13 protein-coding genes and 1 tRNA gene are annotated in these 21,224 nt (G+C 72.1%); 11 read left to right on the forward strand and 3 right to left on the reverse strand.

Going from position 1 to position 21,224, the window contains the following annotated elements:
- Nucleotides 1–42 precede the first annotated feature (42 nt).
- The 3 genes from IM770_RS11430 (at nt 43) to IM770_RS11440 (ending at nt 8,873) form a co-directional block, all read left to right on the forward strand.
- Nucleotides 43–1,416, forward strand: a complete 1,374-nt coding sequence (locus IM770_RS11430) for a GNAT family N-acetyltransferase (RefSeq protein WP_203581263.1) — start codon at nt 43–45, stop codon at nt 1,414–1,416.
- A gap of 59 nt (nt 1,417–1,475) precedes the next feature.
- Nucleotides 1,476–3,290 (forward strand): ABC-F family ATP-binding cassette domain-containing protein, encoded by a 1,815-nt coding sequence (locus IM770_RS11435; RefSeq protein WP_203581264.1) that lies wholly within the window; start codon nt 1,476–1,478, stop codon nt 3,288–3,290.
- A gap of 90 nt (nt 3,291–3,380) precedes the next feature.
- Nucleotides 3,381–8,873, forward strand: coding sequence for a lamin tail domain-containing protein (locus IM770_RS11440; RefSeq protein WP_203581265.1), 5,493 nt, complete (start codon nt 3,381–3,383; stop codon nt 8,871–8,873).
- Between the two features lie 112 nt (nt 8,874–8,985).
- Here the strand turns inward: IM770_RS11440 and IM770_RS11445 are convergent, their stop codons facing one another.
- The gene (locus IM770_RS11445) at nt 8,986–9,489 is read right to left on the reverse strand and encodes a MarR family winged helix-turn-helix transcriptional regulator (RefSeq protein ID WP_203581266.1); all 504 of its coding nucleotides are present in this window, start codon (nt 9,487–9,489) and stop codon (nt 8,986–8,988) included.
- A gap of 149 nt (nt 9,490–9,638) precedes the next feature.
- Here IM770_RS11445 and IM770_RS11450 point away from each other — a divergent pair.
- The 8 genes from IM770_RS11450 (at nt 9,639) to IM770_RS11485 (ending at nt 18,795) form a co-directional block, all read left to right on the forward strand.
- A tRNA-Gln gene (locus tag IM770_RS11450) sits at nt 9,639–9,710 on the forward strand.
- Nucleotide 9,711: 1 nt separating this feature from the next.
- On the forward strand, nt 9,712–11,184 hold the full coding sequence (glmU, locus tag IM770_RS11455) for a bifunctional UDP-N-acetylglucosamine diphosphorylase/glucosamine-1-phosphate N-acetyltransferase GlmU (protein WP_203581267.1): 1,473 nt from the start codon (nt 9,712–9,714) through the stop codon (nt 11,182–11,184).
- Nucleotides 11,159–12,193 (forward strand): ribose-phosphate diphosphokinase, encoded by a 1,035-nt coding sequence (locus IM770_RS11460; RefSeq protein ID WP_203581268.1) that lies wholly within the window; start codon nt 11,159–11,161, stop codon nt 12,191–12,193. The genes glmU and IM770_RS11460 overlap by 26 nt, the downstream gene beginning before the upstream one ends.
- 53 nt (nt 12,194–12,246) lie before the next feature.
- Nucleotides 12,247–15,090 (forward strand): cation-translocating P-type ATPase, encoded by a 2,844-nt coding sequence (locus IM770_RS11465; protein WP_203581269.1) that lies wholly within the window; start codon nt 12,247–12,249, stop codon nt 15,088–15,090.
- 81 nt (nt 15,091–15,171) lie between these two features.
- Nucleotides 15,172–15,642 carry an FMN-binding protein gene (locus IM770_RS11470; protein ID WP_203581270.1) on the forward strand — a complete coding sequence of 157 codons (471 nt, stop codon included), beginning with the start codon at nt 15,172–15,174 and terminating at the stop codon, nt 15,640–15,642.
- Between the two features lie 3 nt (nt 15,643–15,645).
- Complete coding sequence (locus IM770_RS11475; protein ID WP_203581271.1) at nt 15,646–16,653, forward strand: FAD:protein FMN transferase; 1,008 nt, start codon at nt 15,646–15,648, stop codon at nt 16,651–16,653.
- Nucleotides 16,650–17,204, forward strand: coding sequence for an MOSC domain-containing protein (locus tag IM770_RS11480; protein WP_203581272.1), 555 nt, complete (start codon nt 16,650–16,652; stop codon nt 17,202–17,204). The genes IM770_RS11475 and IM770_RS11480 overlap by 4 nt, the downstream gene beginning before the upstream one ends.
- Before the next feature lie 4 nt (nt 17,205–17,208).
- Nucleotides 17,209–18,795 (forward strand): FAD-dependent oxidoreductase, encoded by a 1,587-nt coding sequence (locus IM770_RS11485; RefSeq protein WP_203581273.1) that lies wholly within the window; start codon nt 17,209–17,211, stop codon nt 18,793–18,795.
- Between the two features lie 80 nt (nt 18,796–18,875).
- Here IM770_RS11485 and IM770_RS11490 read toward each other — a convergent pair whose 3' ends face one another.
- On the reverse strand, nt 18,876–20,441 hold the full coding sequence (locus tag IM770_RS11490) for a sensor histidine kinase (RefSeq protein ID WP_203581274.1): 1,566 nt from the start codon (nt 20,439–20,441) through the stop codon (nt 18,876–18,878).
- Nucleotides 20,438–21,166: a response regulator transcription factor gene (locus tag IM770_RS11495; RefSeq protein ID WP_275403152.1), complete on the reverse strand. Its 729-nt coding sequence runs from the start codon at nt 21,164–21,166 to the stop codon at nt 20,438–20,440. The genes IM770_RS11490 and IM770_RS11495 overlap by 4 nt, the downstream gene beginning before the upstream one ends.
- Between the last annotated feature and the right edge of the window lie 58 nt (nt 21,167–21,224).

The raw sequence follows: 21,224 nt of genomic DNA on the forward strand, positions 1-21,224 counted from the left end.
ACGACACGAGGCCCGCCTGCGGGTCCTGGAGAGGAAGTCCCCATGAACGCGTCCCAGACCGCCGGTGCCGTCGAGCAGGACCGCGCCGCCTTCCGTACGGGCGAGGTCGACGGCGCCTCGCGTGAGCGTCTCGCCGAGAACGGACTCGAGTACCGCCGGGTGGCGGTCGACGGAGACGACTTCCCGGCGTGGCTGCAGTCCGTCGCGCGCGGGTTCCAGGACGGTGAGCGCAGCGACGAGCAGATCGCGGCCTCGCGCGAGCGGACCGTCTATCGCCGGCTGACGGGGGTCTACGATTCCGCAGCCCCGGTCGCCGATGCGCCGGTGGCCACCATCGCGTCGTGGCTCGGCGAGCTGACGGTGCCGGGTGGCCGTGCGATCCCGTCGTGCGCCATCTCGGCCGTCACCGTGGCTCCGACCCATCGCCGGCGCGGCGTCGCCCGCGCGATGCTGGAGGGGGAGCTGCGCGCGGCCGCTGCCGCCGGCATCCCGATGGCGATGCTCACGGTGAGCGAGTCGCAACTGTACGGCCGCTACGGCTTCGCTTCGGCAGCCCCGGCCGCCTCCTTCAAGATCGAGACCAGGCGCGCGGTCTGGACCGGACCGCGCCCCGAGGGGCGCATCGACTTCATTCCCCGCGAGCGGGTTCGCGAGCTGCTGCCGGCGCTGCATGAGCGTGTGCGGCACCGTATCGCGGGAGAAGTCGACATCACAGGGAGCTTCTGGGACGGCTTCGCGGGCACGAACCCGACTGCCGAGAAGGCCGGGGAGAAGCGCGCGGTGCAGTACACCGATGCCGCCGGCGAAGTGCGCGGGGCCGCCGTGTACGCGGTACGCGAGAACCACGACGACTTCACCAAGGCGACGGTCACCGTCAGCTACCTGCTCGCCGAGACGGACGACGCCTACGCGGCGCTCTGGCGGTTCCTGCTCGAGCTCGACCTGGTGGCGGAGGTGCACGCGGGCGAGCTGTCGATCGACGAGCCGCTGCTGTGGATGATCGCCGACCAGCGAGCCGTGAAGGTCACCGTCCGCGACCACCAGTACGTGCGGGTCATCGACGTGCCGGCCTCCCTCGAGGCGCGCCGCTTCGGCGCGTCCGGCGCCGTCGTCCTCGACGTCGACGATCCGATCGGGCTGTCGACCGGGCGCTTTCTGCTCGAGGTCGACGGCGACGGGGCGGGCCGCGTGCGACGGCTCTCCGACGACGAGACTCCCGACCACGCGGTGGTCTCGCTGGGCATCGCCGAGCTGTCGGCGGCCTACCTCGGCGGCGTGTCGCTCGCGACCCTGGCGGCTGCGGGCCGCGTGACGGTGCCGGACGCGGCGGACGCGGCATCCGCCGGCGCCGCCATCGAGACCGCGGCGCGCATGCTCTCGTGGCACACGGCACCGCGGCTCAGCATCTGGTACTGAGCGGGGTGGCACCCGGGCGCGACGTCGGGTCCGCGCGACTCGCCTAGCCTGGGAGGGACATGGCACATCTTCTGGGGGCCGAGGCCCTGCACCTGGAGTTCCCGACCAAGGTCGTCTTCGACCGTGTGTCGCTGGGCATCGACGAAGGCGACCGCATCGGCGTGGTCGGACGCAACGGCGACGGCAAGTCGAGCCTGCTGGCGATGCTCGCCGGCCGCCTCGAGCCGGACGGCGGTCGCGTCACCGTGCGCGGAGGCGTGCGGGTCGGGGTGCTCGACCAGGCCGACACGCTCGACGACAGCCTGACGATCCGCGAGGCCGTCGTGGGCGACCGGCCCGACCACGAGTGGGCCGGCGACGCGCGCACGCGCGACGTGATCGCCGGGCTGCTCGGCGACCTCGCGTGGGACGGCCCTGTCGCGGGCCTGTCGGGCGGTCAGCGGCGGCGGGTGTCGCTCGCCGCGCTCCTCGTCGGCGACCACGACGTGCTGTTCCTGGATGAGCCCACCAACCACCTCGACGTCGAGGCGATCGCGTGGCTCGCCGATCACGTGAAGCGGCGCTGGCCGGCGAACCAGGGCGGACTCCTCGTCGTCACGCACGACCGATGGTTCCTCGACGAGGTGTGCAACACGACGTGGGAGGTGCACGACCGCATCGTCGAGCCCTTCGAGGGCGGTTACGCGGCGTACATCCTGCAGCGCGTCGAGCGCGACCGCCAGGCGGCCGTCATCGAGCAGCGCCGCCAGAACCTCGCCCGCAAGGAGCTCGCGTGGCTGCGGCGCGGCGCGCCGGCGCGCACGTCCAAGCCGAAGTTCCGCATCGATGCCGCGAACGTCCTCATCGCCGACGTGCCCGAGATCCGCGATGCCACCGAGCTGCGCTCCCTCGCGGTCTCGCGCCTCGGCAAGGATGTCGTCGACCTCCTCGACGCCGCGGTCTCGTACGACGGCCGCGAGGTGCTGCACCCGGTCGAGTGGCGCATCGCGCCCGGCGAGCGCACCGGCATCCTGGGTGTGAACGGCGCCGGCAAGTCGACCCTCCTCGGCCTCGTCGCGGGCGACGTCGAGCCGACGGCCGGGCGCGTCAAGCGCGGCAAGACGGTCAAGGTCGCCACCCTCACTCAGCGCCTCGACGAGCTCGAGGAGCACCTCGAGGATCCCGTCCGCGTCGTGATCTCGCGCCTGCGCACGACCTACACGTTCGGCAGCGGCTCGAAGGCGCAGGAGCTCACGCCCGGCCAGCTGCTCGAGAGCATGGGCTTCCAGAGCGCGCAGCTGTCGACCCCGGTGAAGGATCTGTCGGGTGGCCAGAAGCGCCGGCTGCAGCTGCTGCTCATCCTCCTCGAGCAGCCGAACGTGCTGATCCTCGACGAGCCGACCAACGACCTCGACACCGACATGCTCGCCGCGATCGAGGACCTCCTCGACTCGTGGCCCGGCACGCTGCTCGTCGTCTCTCACGACCGCTACTTCATCGAGCGCGTCACCGACCAGCAGTACGCGATCCTCGGCGGCCACCTTCGGCACCTGCCGGGCGGCGTCGACGAGTACCTGCGCCTGCGCGAGCGCGAGCGGGCTGCGGGGCCCGCGACCTCGAAGGCGACGGATGCCGCGGCCGCGGCATCCCTCCCCTCCTCGAGTCCGGCCCTCTCAGGGCAGGCGCTGCGCGCCGCGCAGAAGGAGGTCGCGTCGCTCGAGCGCCGCCTGGAGAAGCTCGAGACGCAGATCGGCGCCGCGCGCACCGCGCTCGCCCACCACGACCAGTCCGACTACGTCGGCCTCGGCGCCGAGATGGCCCGCATCGGCGAGCTCGAGAGGGAGCGCGACGGCGTCGAGGAGCGCTGGTTCGAGCTCACCGAGCACATCGGCTGACGCCGCGGAGGCGGGCGGACGCCCGCGAGTCGGTCGCCGTTCACCGGGCGTACGCCTTCGCGACATCCGCACTCGGTGTGCTCGATCCTCGTGACTCCCCGCGTCCTCATGCGTCCCCGCGCCGCTCTCGCCTCACTCGCCGCCGCTGCCATCGCCCTCACCGGCGTCGGCGTCGCAGCCCCCGCCGTCGCGGCGGAGCCGCTGCCGGCGCTGCTCATCACCGAGGTGATGCAGGACAACGCGGGCACGCCGGCCGACCAGGACCACTTCGAGTTCTTCGAGGTGACCAACACGACGGCCGAGCCGATCGACTTCGCGGACTACCGGCTGCAGTACAACGGGGCCGCGTTCATCCAGGCGGTCGAGCCGGGCACCACCACCGCGCTCGGCGATGCGGTGATCCCCGCGAACGGCACCGCCGTGTTCTGGCTGCGCTACGCCGTCGGCAGCGGAGACGCGGCCGTCGAGCAGTGGCAGCTGGCCGAGGGCGACTTCCGCGCCCACTACGGCGACGCGGCATCGACCTACCCCCTGTTCCACGCGACCGGCCAGGCCGGGTTCGCCAACTCGGGTGCGCGGTCGCTGCGCCTGTACGAGGGCGACGGGGTCACCCTCGCCTCCGGTTCCGACTACAGCCGGGCGACGGCCGCGAAGGGCGTGTCGGATCACTTCACCGCGCCGGCGACGGGCATCCTGCTCACCGGGCCGGAGGCGGCCGCGCCGACGCCGGGAGCGGTGCTGCCCGCGCAGCTCGTGCGTCCCGCCGGGCCCGAGCCGACCGAGCCGGGGGAGCCCTCGGCGCCCGGTCCCGGCGCGGACGGCAACGCGGGCGAGTACTTCCCGCTGGCGATCACCGAGATCCACGGCGACAACCCCGGTGCCGATCTCTACGAGTTCGTGGAGGTCACGAACACCACGACCGCGGCGATCGACCTCACGGCGGCGGGCATCGGGCTCCGCTACCACACGTCCCGGTGGAACGCGGGCACGCCGCAGCCGGTCCTCCACCTGGACGGCGAAGCGGACGCGCCCGTCGTGGTGCCTGCCGGCGCCTCGGCCCTGTTCTGGCTGAACTACGGTCCCACGTCGGACCAGGCCGCGCTTACGAAGGACCAGTTCCGCGCCGCCGTCGGCGCGGGCGCCGGCGTGCCGGTCTACCGCTTCGGCCCCCAGGCGGGCATCGCCAACGGCGGCGACCGCGGCTTCAGCCTGGTCGACGCGACCCGCACGCTGAGCCGCGCGTGGGCGCCGGCCGACACGGATCCCGCCGGCAACTGGAACGCCCAGTTCGCTGTGCCCGAGGTGATCGGCGGAGTCGACGCGCTGCTGGTCGAGGCCGGTCCCGCGGTGGCGGTGACGCCCGGCACGGTGACCCTCGCCCAGGTGACGAGCGCGCTGAAGCGCCCGACCGACCCTGAGCTGCGCGCGCCGCTGCTGCAGATCACGGAGGTGGCACCCGACACCGCGAACGTCGGCGGGGGTGACGCGTTCGAATTCATCGAGGTCTACAACGCCTCCGACGCTCCGGTGGACTTCCGCGACTACACGCTGTCGTACCTCTACACCGACAACGCCCTCTCCGGTCCTGTCACGCTCAGCTCCACGCTGTGGCCCGCGGAGCCCGCCGCCGTGACGATCGAGGCGGGCGGCACGCTCGTGCTGTGGGTGAAAAACCCCGCGGGCGTCGCCGCGGGCCTCACGGTCGCGGACTTCAACGAGGCGTTCGGCACCGACCTGACCCTCGGCGACGACATCGTCGAGCTGTTGAACGGCGGCATGGCGAACGGGGGGTCGCGCGGCATCCAGGTGCGCACGAACACCGGTCACGACATCAGCCGGGCCTACTACTTCGCCGACGATCAGACGACCGCGTCGACCGCGATCCAGTACGGGTGGAACCCGTCCGCGGCAACGCCGCTGTGGACCCCGCCTGCTCCCGAAGGCCCGGTGCAGACGATGATCCGCCTGTCCCCGCCGACGCCCGGATCGGTCGCGGCCGACCAGGTGCCGAATGCGTTCGTGGCGGCCCCCGCGGGTGGCTCCGCGCCGGTGATCACCGATCTCACCGGCAGCTCCGACGTGCCCGACACACCGGATCTCGACCTCGGGTTCGACGTGACCGACGACGTCCTCGTCCGCACGGTGACGCTCCGCATGACCGACAACCTGGGCGCCACCGACGAGCGCGATCTCGTGTTCGAGGCGGCGAACCGCTACCACTACTCGGTGCCCGCGGCCGATCTGTTCGGCAAGCGCTGGATCGAGTACACGGTGATCGCGAGCGACGGAACTCAGGAGTCCACGCTCGGCCCCGTCCGCGTCGACCTGTTGGACGGCGACCCGGATCCGGTGCGCATCAACCTCGCCGAGGGGCAGTTCGTCGGCGGCGAGGTGCGCGTCTCCGCGACGGCGGATGCGCCGGGCGCCGACGTCGAGCTGACGGTCGACGGCGAGCCGGTCGCCGGCGCCGTCCCCTCGCTCGAGACCGGTCCGGTCTTCGCGTTCGAGGCGACGAACACCGACGCGTTCTTCCGCAACGGCGTGAAGCTGGGCGACGACGTGCTCCGGATCTTCGACGAGGGCTACTACTCGCGCATCGTCACGGTCGATGCCACGGTGCCGGTCGACCGGGTCGTCCCCGGCCAGCAGCTCACGCTCACGATCGCCGCCGGCACCAAGGCCTGGCCCGAAGCCGACGTCAACGAGAACAACGACGACTTCACGACCATGAACCTGCGCCTGGCGCTGCCGGACGGCCGCGTCCTGCGGCCGGACCACTGTGCGACAACGAAGGAGCAGGCCGGCGCCGTCACCGCCCCGGCGTTCGTCGACTGCCCCGCACCGGACGCGCGCATCGCGTACTCCGACGCGAACCTCGTGTCGTTCCTGGCCACGTTCACGATCCCGGACGACGCCTTCACCTCGGTCTCGGCGCTGTGGGACACCACAGGCGAGGCTGACGGCGCACACGTCGTCGCGGCGACGGCGGGGGAGTCCGCCGCATCGCGCACGGTCCACGTCGACAACACGGCCCCCGTGATCGACAGCCCGCTCGTCGAGGGTGAGCGCTACCGCGGCCACTTCGCGGTGGACGCGACGGCGACCGACGCCGGAGCAGGCCTGGCCTCGCTCTCCGCGGTGCTGGACGGCGCTCCCATCTCGCTTCCGCTCGCGACCACGTCGCTGGCGCTCGAGCCGGGCGAGCACATCGCCGAGTTCACCGCGATCGACGAGGTCGGCAACACGGCGACGCGCTCCGTCAGATTCGAGACGGCCGACGAGCGTCCGGCGATCCAGCTCGATGGGCCGGCCGACGGTCAGATCGTCGAGGGCGACAGCGCCGACCTCACCGCGACGCCGACCTCGCCCGAGCAGGACGCGCTCGATCTGAGCTTCCGCGAGGGGTACGGCTTCGCCCCGGGTGACGCCGGCGTGACGGTGAGCGCCGGGACCGTGACGGACTCGGGCGCCGCCGACCGGAGCGGGGGAGCAGCGCTGGGCGCCGACGACCTCGCGAAGCTGCTGGGCACCGACGGCGTGGATGTCGAGACGACGAGCGCGACGGCACTGCCGTACCAGCTCTTCACGGTGGCGGTGCCCGACGGCGCCGGGGCGGGCGCGCTGGCGCGCGTCGACTGGCGCGGCAGAGCGAACGCCGACGCCAAGGTGACCCTGTACGCCCGTACCGCCGCCGGCGCATGGGAGGAGGTCGACCAGGTGCTGACGACCGATGGTGCGGCGACCGACTTCACGCTGGAGGCGCTCGTCCCGGTCGACGGACACGCCGCCGACGGGGTGCTCACCCTGCTCGTCCAGCACTCCGAGGGCTTCGCCGCGACCGATCTCTCATCGCGCGACAGCGCGGTCGAGGCGTTCCACGCCGAGGCGACTCCGCGGAGCTCGTTCGACTTCACGGTCGGCATCGAGTCCGACACGCAGTACTACAACGAGACCGAGGGGTACTACCCCCACCAGCTCGCGATCCACGAGTTCCTGCTCGCGCAGCGCGAGAACCTCAACCTGCAGTACCTGATCCACAACGGCGACATCGTCAACGTGCACACGCAGCCGCACCAGTGGGCGAACGCGGATGCCGCCTACCGCATGCTGGACGAGGCCGCGCTGCCGTACGGCGTGCTGGCGGGCAACCACGACGTCGGCGGCTTCGCCGCGGACTACACGCAGTACTCGCAGTTCTTCGGCGAGGCGCGCTTCGCCGGCAACCCCTGGTACGGCGGCTCCTACAAGGACAACCGCGGGCACTACGACCTCGTCTCGGTCGGCGGCGGGGACTTCCTGTTCCTCTACATGGGGTGGCCCACGCCGAACGACGAGGCATCCAACACCGCGGACATCGCGTGGATGAACGAGGTCATCCGCCAGCACCCCGAGCGCAAGGTGTGGCTGAACCTGCACGAGTACATGCTGACCACGGGCGGTCTCGGACCGTTCCCGCAGCGCGTGTTCGACGAGGTCGTCACGCCCAACCCGAACGTGTTCGCGGTGAGCTCCGGGCACTACCACGACGCCTACACGCGCACCGACGAGATCGACGACGACGGTGACGGAGTGGCGGACCGCACCGTGTACTCGATGCTCTTCGACTACCAGGGGCTGCCGGAAGGCGGCCAGGGATACCTGCGTCTCGCGCACTTCGACAACGACGGCGGCAGGATCGTCTTCCGCACCTACTCGCCGTCGCTGGACGACTTCGACTCCGATGACGCGTCGCTGAACGACCCGCCGGGCATGCAGGAGTTCGAGATCCCCTATGCGGCGGTGGGCATCACGCCGCAGGCCAAGACGCTCGCGACCGACTCCTTCCGCGCCGAGATCCTCAGCGCGCACGAGATCGGCAGCGTCACCGGCGCATCGCCGGGTGAGCCGGCCACGGTGACCTGGGAGGATCTGGCCGAGGGCGAGCACGGCTGGTACGTCATCGCGGAGGGTCCGCACGGCGGCGTCGAGTACTCGCCGGTGCGCACGTTCACGACGGTGCCCGGCCAGACGGACCCGGGCGAGGGCGAGCCCGGCGGCGGAGACCCTGGCGAGGGCGAGCCGGGCGAGGGTGAGCCGGGCGGCGGCGACCCGGGCCAGGGTGAGCCGGGTGGCGGAGACCCCGGCCCGGGGGAGCCGGGCGAGGGCGAGCCGGGCGGAGACGGCGGGGATGTCCAGCGGACGGGCAGCGTGACGGCGGCGCCGGGATCGGCGCTGGTGCCCGGCGGCCGCATGAACGTCGAGTTCACGGGCTTCCAGCCCGGTGAGCAGGTGCGGTTCGTCCTGCACTCCGATCCGCTGGCTCTGGAAGAGGTGCTCACGGCCGGCGGAGACGGCACGGTCGACGGCGTGCTCGTGATCCCCGCTGAGGCCGAGCCCGGCACCCACCGCCTCGAGGCGATCGGGGCCTCCGGACTGTCCGTGATGTCGACGGCCTTCACGATCTCGGAGCCGTCCGCGGCGGGCGTGACCGCGCTTCCGTTCACCGGGGTCGACGTGATCCCCGCCCTCGCCGTGGCGTTCGTGCTCCTGCTGCTCGGGGTCGGCATCCTGCTCGCGCGCAGGCAGCGGCGGTCACTGCCGTAGTCCTCACCGCCCGGCGGTCCCCGCCGCGCGTATATCCGCCCTTTCGCGGTTCTCGAGCGTCGAGAATCGCGAAAGGGCGGATTCCCGCGTCGCGAGGCGCACCGGGAGCGCTTCAGTCGGCGGCGTCGAACCCCAGACTGAGCTTGCGCAGCAGCGCGGCGAGGCGCTCGCGATCGGCGCGCGACAGGCTGTCGAGCAGGAGCGCCTCTGCGTCGACGAGGCGCGTGATCGCAGCATCCACCCGGATCCGGCCCTCGTCGGTGAGCGTCACCAGCACGCTGCGGCCGTCGTCGGGGTCGGCTTCGCGGCGCACCAGCCGGCGGCCGACCAGGCGGTCGATGCGGTTGGTCATGGTGCCGCTCGACACCAGCGTCTGCAGCAGCAGCTGCTTGGGGCTGAGCTGGAACGGCTCGCCCGCGCGCCGCAGGGCCGACAGCACGTCCCACTCCCACGGCTCCAGCTCGCTGCGCTTGAACGCGTCGCGGCGCGCGCGGTCGAGGTGCCGCGACAGCCGGTCGACCCGCGACAGCACGCCGAGAGGCGAGAAGTCGAGGTCGGGGCGCTGGGTGGTCCACGCCTCGACGATGCGGTCGACCTCGTCGCTCTGCGCCGTCATCCCCCCATTATCCCGAGACCGGTGCCGCACCCCGCGCTGCGCCGACATCGGGTGCCGACGGAGACGGATGCCGCACCCGTGGCGGCCGGGCGCGCACAGGGCATCTGGCAGACTTGTCGGGCGGCGCCCGGCACCCCGAAGCGTCGCGGTCCGCCGTGGTGTAATGGCAGCACGACAGCCTTTGGAGCTGTGAGGTCTAGGTTCGAGTCCTGGCGGCGGAGCATGAGCGACACCCCCCGCGACAACGCCCTGGCCGTCATCGTCCTCGCCGCCGGCCAGGGAACACGCATGAAGTCGTCCCTGCCCAAGGTGCTGCACCACATCGGCGGGCGCCCGCTCGTCGGGCACGTGCTCGACACGGCCCTCGCGCTCGAGCCGGAGCGTGTCGTGGTGGTGGTGCGCCACGAGCGCGACCTCGTCGCCGCGGCGGTCGTCGAAGCCCTTCCCGGTGCGGTTGTCGTCGACCAGGACGAGATCCCCGGCACCGGCCGCGCCGTGGAGGTCGCCCTCGACGCCCTCGGCGACTTCACCGGCGACGTGCTCGTGCTCAGCGGCGACGTTCCGCTCCTCGAGGCCGACACGCTCGCGACGCTCGTCGCCACCCACCGTGACCGCGCCGTGGCCGCGACGGTGCTCAGCGCGTCGCTCGCCGACGCCAGCGGCTACGGCCGCGTGATCCGCGACGCGGACGGCACCGTGTCGCGCATCGTCGAGCAGAAGGACGCGACGGCGGACGAGGCATCCGTCACCGAGATCAACGCCGGGGTCTACGTCTTCCAGGCGACCGCGCTGCGCACCGAGCTGGCGCTCGTCGGCACCGCCAACGCGCAGGGCGAGAAGTACCTCACCGACGTGGTCGCGCTGCTGCGCGGCGACGGGCTGGCCGTCGCGGCGCAGTCGGCTCCGGATGCCGCGGCCGCCCTGGGCGTCAACGACAGGGTGCAGCTGGCCGAGGCGGCCCGCATCCTCAACGCGCGCACCGTGCGCCGGTGGCAGCTCGAGGGCGTGACGATCCTCGATCCCGCCACGACGTGGATCGACGTCGACGCCAAGCTCGCACCGGATGTGACGGTGCTGCCCAACACGCACATCCTGCGCGCCACCGTCATCAGGTCGGGGGCCATCGTCGGTCCCGACACGAGTCTGGTCACCTGCGAGGTGGGGGAGGACGCCACCGTCACCCGCACCGACGCGACCCTCGCGGTCATCGGGGCGGGCGCGACCGTCGGTCCGTTCGCCTACCTGCGCCCGGGCACCTATCTCGGCGACAAGGGCAAGATCGGCACCTTCGTCGAGACGAAGAACTCCACGATCGGCGAGGGCAGCAAGGTGCCGCACCTGTCGTACATCGGCGACACCACGATCGGCCGCCACGTGAACCTCGGCGCCGGTGCCATCACCGCCAACTACGACGACCTCGCCAAGCACCGCACCGAGATCGGCGACGAGGTGCACTCCGGCTCGCACAACGTCTTCGTGGCGCCCGTTAGGATCGGAGACGGCGCGAAGACCGGGGCCGGGGCGGTCATCCGCAAGGATGTGCCCGCCGGTGCCCTGGCACTCAGCGTCGCTCCTCAGCGCAACGTCGAGGGGTGGGTCGAGAAGAACAGGCCGGGAACCGGGGCGGCGGATGTCGCAGCCAAGGCCCGCAGCGCACAGAAGGCGGACGATGGGGCGCAAGAAGAAGACCGTTGAACTCGACCGGGCGAACGACATCGCCCCCGGACTCGTCGCCAAGACGAAGAAGCGTCTCGTCGTCGCCCGGGGCAGCTCGCACCCCGAGCTCGCGGCGCAGGTCGCCGAGCAGCTGAGCACCGAACTCGTCCCCACCGAGTACCGCACCTTCGCATCGGGGGAGATCCTCACCCGCTTCGAGGTGTCGATCCGCGGCTGCGACCTGTTCCTCATCCAGAGCTTCGGCCCGCCCGTCAACGAGTGGATGATGGAAACCCTCATCATGCTCGACGCCGCCAAGCGTGCGTCGGCGAAGCGGATCACCGTCGTGGCGCCCTACTTCCCGTACTCGCGGCAGGACAAGAAGGGTCGCGGCCGCGAGCCGATCAGCGCCCGTCTGGTCGCCGACCTGTTCAAGACCGCCGGCGCCGACCGCGTGATGAGCGTCGACCTCCACGCCGCGCAGATCCAGGGCTTCTTCGACGGCCCCGTCGACCACCTCTTCGCCAAGCCGGTGCTGCTGGAGTACTTCGAGAAGACGCTCAGCGACGATGACCGTGAGCGCCTCACCGTGGTCTCGCCCGACACCGGCCGGGTGCGTGTCGCCGACCAGTGGTCCGACAGCCTGGGCGCGCCGCTCGCGATCATCCACAAGCGCCGCGACCCGAACGTCGCCAACCAGGTCACGGTGAACGAGATCGTCGGAGCGGTCGACGGCCGGGTGTGCCTCCTCGTCGACGACATGATCGACACCGGCGGGACCATCGTCAAGGCCGCCGAGGCGCTCAAGGCCAACGGTGCCGTCAAGGTCATCGTCGCCGCGACGCACGCGATCTTCAGCGACCCGGCCGCGCAGCGCCTGCAGAGTCCGGCGATCGACGAGGTCGTCGTGACCGACACCGTGCCGATTCCTCCCGAGAAGCGCTTCTCGACCCTTACGATTCTGCCTATCGCACCCCTGCTCGCACGTGCGATCCACGAAGTGTTCGAGGACGGCTCCGTCACCAGCATGTTCGACGGGGCCGCCTGACGCCGACGGGCTGAGCACCGGCTCCGCGGCGGCGACGGAAGGACGAGGCATCCATGACGCAGCCGCTCGATTCCGCACCACTGACCGAAGCCCGCCTCACCGTCGCCCGTCCGTGGGCGCTGCCGGCTGACGATGTGCTGGCGCACCTCGAGGCCGACGCGGCCGGGCTGCGCGCCGACGACGCGGCCGTGCGCCTCGAGATCGCCGGTCCCAACCGGCTCCCCGAGCCGGCGCGCAAGCCGGCGATCGTGCGCTTCCTCTCGCACTTCAACGACACGCTGATCTACATCCTGCTCGGTGCCGCCGTGATCAAGGCTCTGATGGGCGACTGGCTCGACTTCTGGGTCATCATGGTCGTCGCGATCATCAACGCGGTGATCGGCTACATCCAGGAGGGCCGTGCCGAGAAGGCGCTCGCCGGCATCCGCGGGATGCTGTCGGCCGATGCGAGCGCACGCCGCGACGGCGGGTGGGTCACCGTGCCGGCCGCGGATCTGGTGCCCGGCGACGTCGTGCGGCTCATGCCGGGCGACAAGGTGCCGGCAGACCTCCGGCTGCTGCAGGCGTTCCAGCTGCGCGTCGACGAGGCCGCGCTCACGGGCGAGTCGGTGCCGTCGTCGAAGCGGATCGACCCCGTCGCGACCGACGCCGGCGTCGGCGACCGCGCGTCGATGGCCTTCTCGGGCACGATCGTCAGCGCCGGCCAGGGGCGGGGCGTGGTGACGGCGACCGGGTCCGACACCGAGCTGGGCCGGATCCAGAGCCTCGCGGACGAGGCAGAGACGCTCGCCACGCCGCTGACGCGCCAGCTCGACGGCTTCGGGCGCGTGCTCACCGTCGTCATCCTGGCGATGGCGGCGGTCATGCTGATGATCGGGCGCTTCCTGCACGGGATGCCGTTCGACGAGCTGATCTCGGCCGCCATCGGCTTCGCCGTCGCGGCGATCCCCGAGGGTCTGCCCGCCCTCGTGACGATCACGCTCGCGATCGGCGTGCAGCAGATGGCCCGGCACAACGCCATCACGCGGAAGCTTCCGGCGGTCGAGGCGCTGGGCTCGGTCACGACGGTGTGCTCCGACAAGACCGGGACGCTGACCCGCAACGAGATGACGGTGCGCCACATCGTCACCCCGCTGGCGGAGTACGACGTCTCCGGGCTCGGATACGTGCCGGAGGGCGACATCGTCCTCGTCGGCGGGGCCGCTGCGGCGGGCGCTCCCGTGTCGTCCGACGCCGCGGCGGATCCCGCGTCGGCCGGCTCCGAGCGCGCCGCCCCCGCGTCCGGCGACCGGGGCGACCTCGCGGCGATCCTCGCGATCGCGACCCTGTGCAACGACGCGCACATCGTGCGCGGCGACGACGGCGCGTGGTCGCTGGTCGGCGAGCCGACCGAGGGAGCCCTCAAGGTCGCGGCCATGAAGGGCGGTGTGGGCAGCGCGGGCGGGCGCCGTGTGGCGGTCATCCCCTTCGACTCCGCCAACAAGCTGATGGCGACCCTCAACGAGGGTCCCCGCTCCGGCGGAGCCACGGGCGAGGTCTCGCGCGCGATCCTCGTCAAGGGCGCCCCCGACCGGCTGCTCGAGCGCTCGCTCACCCAGCGCGGCGCCGACGGGGCCGAGCCGCTCGACCTCGCGCGCTGGGAGGACGCCGTCGCGCACCTGAGCGCGCAGGGCCTGCGGGTCCTCGCGGCCGCCCGCAAGCCGGTGCGGCCCACCACCGACGAGTTCGCCCTCGACGACCTGGTCGACCTGGAGTTCCTCGGGCTGTGGGGCATCGTCGACCCGCCCCGGCCCGAGGCCATCGCGGCGATCGCGGACTGCCACACCGCCGGCATCCGCGTGAAGATGATCACGGGCGACCACGCCGGCACGGCGCTCGCGATCGCGCACGAGATGGGCCTCGCCGGCGCCGACGCCGAGGTGCTCACGGGGGCCGAGCTCGAGGCGCTCAGCCAGGAGCAGCTGCGAGAGGTCGTCCGCGACGTCGACGTCTACGCTCGCACCAGCCCCGAGCACAAGATCCGCATCGTGCGCGCGCTGCAGTCGCACGGCGAGGTCGTGGCGATGACGGGCGACGGCGTCAACGACGCCCCCGCGCTGACGCGCGCGGACGTCGGCATCGCGATGGGCATCAAGGGCACCGAGGCCACGAAGGAGGCGGCGGAGTTCGTCCTCGCCGACGACAACTTCGCGACCATCCGCAGTGCCATCGCCGAGGGCCGGCGCATCTACGACAACCTGCGCAAATCGATCGTGTTCCTGCTGCCCACCAACGGCGCGCAGTCGCTCGTCATCCTCGTGGCGGTGGTCTTCGGCCTCGCCCTGCCGCTGACGAGCGTGCAGGTGCTGTGGGTCAACATGGTGACCGCCGTCACGCTGTCGCTCGCCCTGGCGTACGAGCCTGCCGAGCGGGGCATCATGCGCAGACCGCCGCGAGCCACCGGCGGCCCGATCATCGACCGCGGCGAGCTGGGGTTCATCCTCGTGGTCTCGCTCCTCATCGGCGGCGCCGCCATGGGCGTCTTCTACGGCGTGGTGGCGACCGGCGTCGACCTCGAGGTGGCCCGCACCGAGGCCGTGCTCATGCTCGCGTTCGGACAGCTCGCGTACCTGTTCAACTGCCGCTTCCTGAGCCGTTCGAGCTTCACCCTCGACGTGCTGCGCGGCAACCGCGCGGTCTGGTGGTCGGCGATCGCCCTCGTGGTGCTGCAGCTCATCTACACCTACGTCCCGTTCATGAACGTGCTGTTCGAGTCGCGCCCGCTGCCCGCGGCATCCTGGATCCTGCCGCTCGTCGTCTCGGCGGGCATCTTCCTGGCGGTGGAGGCGCTGAAGGCGGTGCTCCGCCCACGGGGCGCGTCATCGCGTGCGGCGGGCTCGCTCAAAGGCGGCTCATAGGACCGGTTGACAGGATCGTGGGCGACGCACCCGCGTCGCGCACCATCCCACACGAGCCAGACCCGAGCCAGGAGGACCGTCATGATCCGCACCGCACTCGCTTCCCGACCCGTCCGCGCCGGCGCGGCCCTCTCCGCCGCCGCCGGTATCGCGCTCCTCGCCGGATGTGCGCCCACCGCGTCCGAGGCCGAAGAGCCGACGACCCCCGACACCGGCTCGTCCGAGTCCACCGACTCCGGCTCGGCCGGTTCGGGCTCGTACGCCGACGGCACCTATACCGCCGAGGGGTCGTACCCCACGCCCGAGTCGGTCGAGCAGATCACCGTCACGGTGACCCTCGCCGACGACGTGATCACCGACGTCGAGGTGACGGGAGACCCGCAGAAGCGCGAGTCGGAGCAGTACCAGGGGCAGTTCATCGGCGGCATCGCCGATGTCGTCGTGGGGCAGGACATCGACGACATCCAGGTCAGTCGCGTCGCCGGCTCGTCGCTCACCAGCACGGGCTTCAACGACGCGATCGAGACGATCAAGTCCGAAGCCGCGAGCTAGGCCATGATCGCCGCGGCGGCGTCGTGGCGCTTCGACGCGATCGGCACGGGCTGGGGGGTCGTCACGGAGCGACCACTCCCCGCGCCGGTCCGCGACGCCGTGACGGCGCGGATCGAGGCCTTCGACCGGGAGTGGTCGCGATTCCGGGCCGACTCCGCGGTGAGCGCCCTCGCGCGCGACGGCGGGTCGATTCCGGCGCCCGCCGACGCCGTCGCCATGCTCGACGCGTTCGCCGCCGTCTCGGACGCGACCGCGGGAGCGGTGAACCCGTTCGTCGGCGCCTCGCTCGAAGCGCTCGGCTACGGCGCGGACTACTCGCTGCGTGCGGGCGGGCCCGTGGCGGCGCCCGGCGACTGGCGCGAGCGCCTCGGCTGGGCGGACGGTCGTCTCACGCTCCGCGAGCCTGCCCCCGTCGACGTCGGGGCACTGGGCAAGGGCCGGCTCGTCGACCTCGTGCTCGAGATCGTCGCGGCTTCCGTGACCGGCGACGTGTGCGTCGACGCGAGCGGCGACCTCGCCGTCCGCGGGCGCCCGCAGCGCATCGGGCTGGAGCATCCGTACGATGCCCGTCGCGCGATCGGCGTGTGGGAGGTGACGGATGCCGCGCTCTGCGCCTCCGCGATCAACCGGCGCGCCTGGCCGTCGGCGACGGGGGAGACGCTGCACCACGTGCTCGACGCCCGGACGGGGCAGCCGGTGCGCACCATCGCCGCGACGTGGGCGGTCGCGCCGGAGGCGATGACGGCGGACGCGATCGCCACGGCCCTGTTCTTCGACGGCGGCGCGCAGCTGGCGCACGAGTGGGGCGTCGAGTGGGTCCGCATGACCACGGACGGCCGGGTCGAGTGGTCGCCGGGGTGCGGCGCCGACCTGTTCGTGGGAACGGATGCCGGCGGGCGGAGCGCGCCCGGCCCGCGACCGACCGGCCCCGTGCGAACCGAGCCCGGCCCGCGACCGGCCGGCGGCGTGCGAACCGAGCCCGGCCCGCGACCGAATAGCCTGGAAGCGTGACCGAGCCCCTCCCCGGACACGTCGTCGCGGTCGCCCGCGACGACGCGCATCGCTTCAGCAAGCCGACGCGCGAGAGCATCACCCTGATCGCCGGTCTCGGCGTCGAGGGCGACGCCCACGCCGGCACCACCGTGCAGCACCTCTCCCGCATCCGGCGCGACCCCACGACGCCGAACCTGCGTCAGGTGCACCTCATCCACGCCGAGCTCTTCGACGACGTGGCCGCCCGCGGCCACGAGGTGACCCCTGGCGCGCTCGGCGAGAACATCACGACCGCCGGGGTCGACCTCCTCGCGCTGCCGCGCGGGACGCGGCTCGAGGTCGGCGACGACGCGGTGGTCGAGATCACCGGACTCCGGAACCCCTGCGCGCAGATCAACGGCATCTCGGAAGGTCTCATGAAGGAACTGGTCTACGTCGACGACGCGGGCGACACGGTCCGCCTGGCGGGCGTCATGTCGGTCGTGCTGCGAGGCGGCGTCGTGCGCCCGGGCGACGGCATCCGTGTCATCCTGCCCGCCGGCGCCCCCGAGCCCCTGCAGCCGGTCTGACCCGATGGGCACCCTCACCGCCGTCTGGAACCGCGTCTTCGCGGTGCTCGGCCGCGTCTCGATGTACCGCCTGGTGTACCTGGCGCTCGCCGCGCTGGCCGTCATCGCGCTGCTGCTCTCGCTGATCGACCTCGCCCTCCCGGTCGGCAACCAGCTCGTCGGCCCCGACCCGCTGCAGCTGGTCGCGACGCTCGTCGTGCTGTCGGCCGTGTGCGTGGGGGTGGATGCCGCAGCCCAGCGCGTCATGCACCTGCCGTGGCGCCTGGAGTCCTCGCTCATCACCGCCCACATCCTGCTGTTCGTGCTGCGACCCACGTACGAGCTGGTGGGCCTTCTCGGCATCGCGATCGCGGCGGCCGTCGCCTCGCTGTCGAAGTACGTGCTCGCCTGGCGCGGGCGCCACATCTTCAACCCGGCCGCCGTCGGCGCGACCGCGCTGACGCTCTTGAGCCTGGCCTGGCCCGACCTCGGCGCCTCGGCCTGGTGGGTCGGCACTCCGGCGCTCGCGGCGCCCGTGATCCTCCTGGGCCTCGCCGTCCTGATCCGCACCGAGAAGGTGCGCGTGATCGCGGTGTTCCTCGTGATCGCCGTCGGGGTGGCGGTCTTCCGCACCGCCGCCCAGTACCAGCAGCTCGGCCAGTCCGTCGAAGTGCTCGACATCCTCGGTCCGCTCCTGTGGTCGGGGCCGTACCTGTTCCTGGGCGCCTTCATGCTGTCGGAGCCGCTGACGCTGCCCCCGCGCCGGTGGCAGCAGCTGACGGTGGCCGCGATCGTCGGCGTCCTCGTCGGGTGGCCCATCTCGCTCGGCGCGGTGTCGCTCGGATTCGAACGCGCGCTCCTCATCGGCAACCTCGTCGCCTTCGCCTTCGCCGTGCGCACCGCCGTGCGGCTCACCCTCGTCGCGCGTGACGAGCCGACGCCGACGGTGCAGGAGCTCACCTTCCGCGTGCACGACCGCCTCGGCTTCCTGCCCGGCCAGTACCTCGAGCTCGAGGTGCCGCACCGCCACCCCGACGCCCGCGGCACGCGCCGCGAGTTCAGCATCGCCTCGTCGCCCGAGGAGCTGCCGCTGCTCAAGGTCGCGTTCAAAGAGGGCAAGACGACCGCCGCACAGAGCTCGTACAAGAAGGCGCTCGCTCAGGTGCAGCCCGGCGACGAGCTCGCGATCACCGGCGTGTGGGGTGACTTCCTCCTGCCCAAGCGCGACGCGGCCCCGATCCTCATGGTCGCGGCGGGCATCGGCGTCACGCCGTTCGTGTCGCAGCTGAACCACGCGCGCGCCGCCGGGCTGGATCGCGACATCGTGCTCGTGTACGTGGCGTCGGATGCCTCGGAGCTGGCGTACCGCGACGAGATCGAGGCATCCGGCGCGCAGGTCGTCGTCTTCACGCGCGACCGGCCCGCCGATCTGCAGCCGCACTGGCAGTGGGCGAAGGGAGTGCGCCTCGACGCCGACGGCCTCGTGCGCGTCGTGCCCGACATCGGATCGCGGCACGCGTACATCTCGGGCCCCGCCGGCCTCATCGCCGAGCTCGCTCCTGCCCTGGAGCGAGCCCGCTCGATCACGACCGACGCCTTCAGCGGCTACTGATCCCACCCGCCCCGGCGCCCCGACGGCGGACCTCACTTCCGTCTCGCGGGGAAGAGGGGTGGGGCGCGGCCGAGCGGGGGTCAGGCGGGTGCGACGGGATCGGCGGGACGAGCGGGGAGGCGCACCTCGAACGTCGTGTCGCCGGGGGCGCTCGTGACACGGATGCCGCCGCCGTGGGCGTCGACGATCGCCCGGACGATCGAGAGGCCGAGGCCGGTGCCGCCGGTCTGGCGCGCACGCGACCGGTCGCCGCGCGAGAAGCGCTCGAACAGCTCGCCCTGCAGCGCGGGATCGATGCCGGGGCCGTCATCGTGGACGCGCAGGACGGCGTCGTCGCCGTCGCGAACAACGCTCACGGTCACCGTCGTGCCTGCGGGAGTGTGCGTGCGGGCGTTGGCGAGCAGGTTCGCGGCGACCTGGTGCAGTCGTCCCGCGTCGCCGGCGATGAGCACGGGCTCGTCGCCCACCTCGAGCACCCACTCGTGGTCGGGGCCGGTCGGGGTGACGTCGCCGACCTCGTCGATCGCGAGGCGGGTCAGGTCGACGGTGCCGTACACCAGCTCCTGTCCCTCGTCGAGGCGCGCGAGCAGCAGCAGATCCTCGACGAGCGAGGTCATCCGCAGCGACTGCGCCTGGATGCGCTCGAGCGACGCCTCGGTCGTCTCGAGCGTCGCCGCGCCCTGGCCTCGGTCGAGCGCCTTCAGCGACAGCTCCGAGTAGCCGCGGATCGACGCCAGCGGGGTGCGCAGCTCGTGGCTGGCGTCGGCGACGAAGGCGCGCATGCGCTCCTCGTTGCGCTGCCTCGCGGTGAGCGACTCGTCGACATGGTCGAGCAGCGTGTTGAGCGCCTCGCCCACGCGGCCGACCTCCGTGCGCGGATCGGCCTCGCGCACGGGCACGCGCTCCGCGATCGACACGTCGCCCTGATCGAGCCGCAGCGTCGACACGCGGGCCGCGGTGTCGGCGACGGCGCGCAGCGGCGCGAGGCCCCGCCGGATGGTCCACGCCGTCGCGACGGCGAGCAGGAGCAGGCCGCCGGCGGTGAGCAGGCCGATGGTCGTGAGCATGCGGCCGATGGTGGCGGCGACGTCGTCGCGGGAGAGCCCGACCACGATGATCGAGTTCGGGCCGAGCTGCTCGCCCTCCACCCGGAACGTGCCGACGCCGTCGACCGTCACCACGAGCGGCCCCTCCTCGGGGATGCTCGCGATGAGCTCTTCGATCTGCTTCTCGGTGAGGGCGACGACGGACGTGTCGTCGTCGACGTAGGCCGCGGTGGGCGGCTGCGGCGGCGTCTCGACCACCAGCAGCGTGCCCGGGGGGAGTGGCTGCTCCGCCAGGATCTCCTCCGCGGTCAGGCCCGCGACGACGTAGCCGTGCACCATGCTCGCGGTGCGGTTGAGCTGCGTTCTGAGGTCCCGGGCGAGGCCGTCCTCGAGCACCGTCCCCAGGATCGCGCTCGTGGCGACGGCGACGAGCACCATGATGAACGACGTGATGCCGACGACAGTGACGATGAGCTTGCGCTGCAGGGTCCACGGCGCGCGGCGCGGCAGCCGCTCCTCTTCGGGCGGCGTTGCGGAGGAGACGGATGCCTCGGCTGCGGCATCCGTCTCCCTCACCGTGGTCGCGGCGCCATCGGTCATTGCGGCGCCTTGATCATGTAGCCGACGCCGCGCACGGTGTGGATCAGCGGCTCGTGGCCGGCGTCGATCTTCTTGCGCAGGTACGAGATGTAGAGCTCGACGACGCTGGAACGTCCGCCGAAGTCGTAGTTCCAGACGCGGTCGAGGATCTGGGCCTTCGACACGACGCGACGCTGATTGCGCATGAGGTAGCGCAGCAGCTCGAACTCGGTGGCGGTCAGCTCGATCTCGGTGCCGGCGCGCTCGACTTCGTGGCTGTCCTCGTTGAGCGTCAGATCGCCGACGCGCAGGATCGGCTCGGCGCCCGCGGCGTGCGCGGTGCCGGCGCGGCGCATCAGCCCGCGCAGCCGCGCCACGACCTCTTCGAGGCTGAAGGGCTTGGTGACGTAGTCGTCGCCGCCCGCGGTGAGTCCGGCGACGCGGTCGGTGACCGCGTCCTTCGCGGTGAGGAACAGCACCGGCACGTCATCGCCGGCCTGCCGCAGTCGCTGCAGCACGGCCATGCCGTCGAGATCGGGCATCATGATGTCGAGCACCATGGCGTCGGGCTCGAACTCCCGTGCCGCCTGGAGCGCCTCGAACCCCGAGCCGGCGGTGCGGACCTCCCAGCCCTCCATGCGCAGCGCCATCGACAGCAGGTCGGTGAGCATCTGCTCGTCGTCGACCACGAGGACGCGCAGGTTCGAGCCGTCGGGACGCAGCAGGGCCGGGGCGGGGTTCGTCATGCGTCCATTGTGGACGCCTTCCTATGCGCTTCCTATGGAGCGCGCTATGCGCCCGCTG

The sequence above is a fragment of the Microbacterium hibisci genome, assembly GCF_015278255.1.
Lineage (GTDB): Bacteria > Actinomycetota > Actinomycetes > Actinomycetales > Microbacteriaceae > Microbacterium > Microbacterium hibisci.

Bases quoted from the DNA above. Each gene is read 5' to 3' on its own strand.
- IM770_RS11430 (WP_203581263.1), top strand. From the start codon at position 43: ATGAACGCGTCCCAGACCGCCGGTGCCGTCGAGCAGGACCGCGCCGCC.
- IM770_RS11435 (WP_203581264.1), top strand. From the start codon at position 1,476: ATGGCACATCTTCTGGGGGCCGAGGCCCTGCACCTGGAGTTCCCGACC.
- IM770_RS11445 (WP_203581266.1), bottom strand. From the start codon at position 9,489: ATGACGGCGCAGAGCGACGAGGTCGACCGCATCGTCGAGGCGTGGACC.
- glmU (WP_203581267.1), top strand. From the start codon at position 9,712: ATGAGCGACACCCCCCGCGACAACGCCCTGGCCGTCATCGTCCTCGCC.
- IM770_RS11460 (WP_203581268.1), top strand. From the start codon at position 11,159: ATGGGGCGCAAGAAGAAGACCGTTGAACTCGACCGGGCGAACGACATC.
- IM770_RS11465 (WP_203581269.1), top strand. From the start codon at position 12,247: ATGACGCAGCCGCTCGATTCCGCACCACTGACCGAAGCCCGCCTCACC.
- IM770_RS11470 (WP_203581270.1), top strand. From the start codon at position 15,172: ATGATCCGCACCGCACTCGCTTCCCGACCCGTCCGCGCCGGCGCGGCC.
- IM770_RS11475 (WP_203581271.1), top strand. From the start codon at position 15,646: ATGATCGCCGCGGCGGCGTCGTGGCGCTTCGACGCGATCGGCACGGGC.
- IM770_RS11485 (WP_203581273.1), top strand. From the start codon at position 17,209: ATGGGCACCCTCACCGCCGTCTGGAACCGCGTCTTCGCGGTGCTCGGC.
- IM770_RS11490 (WP_203581274.1), bottom strand. From the start codon at position 20,441: ATGACCGATGGCGCCGCGACCACGGTGAGGGAGACGGATGCCGCAGCC.
- IM770_RS11495 (WP_275403152.1), bottom strand. From the start codon at position 21,166: ATGACGAACCCCGCCCCGGCCCTGCTGCGTCCCGACGGCTCGAACCTG.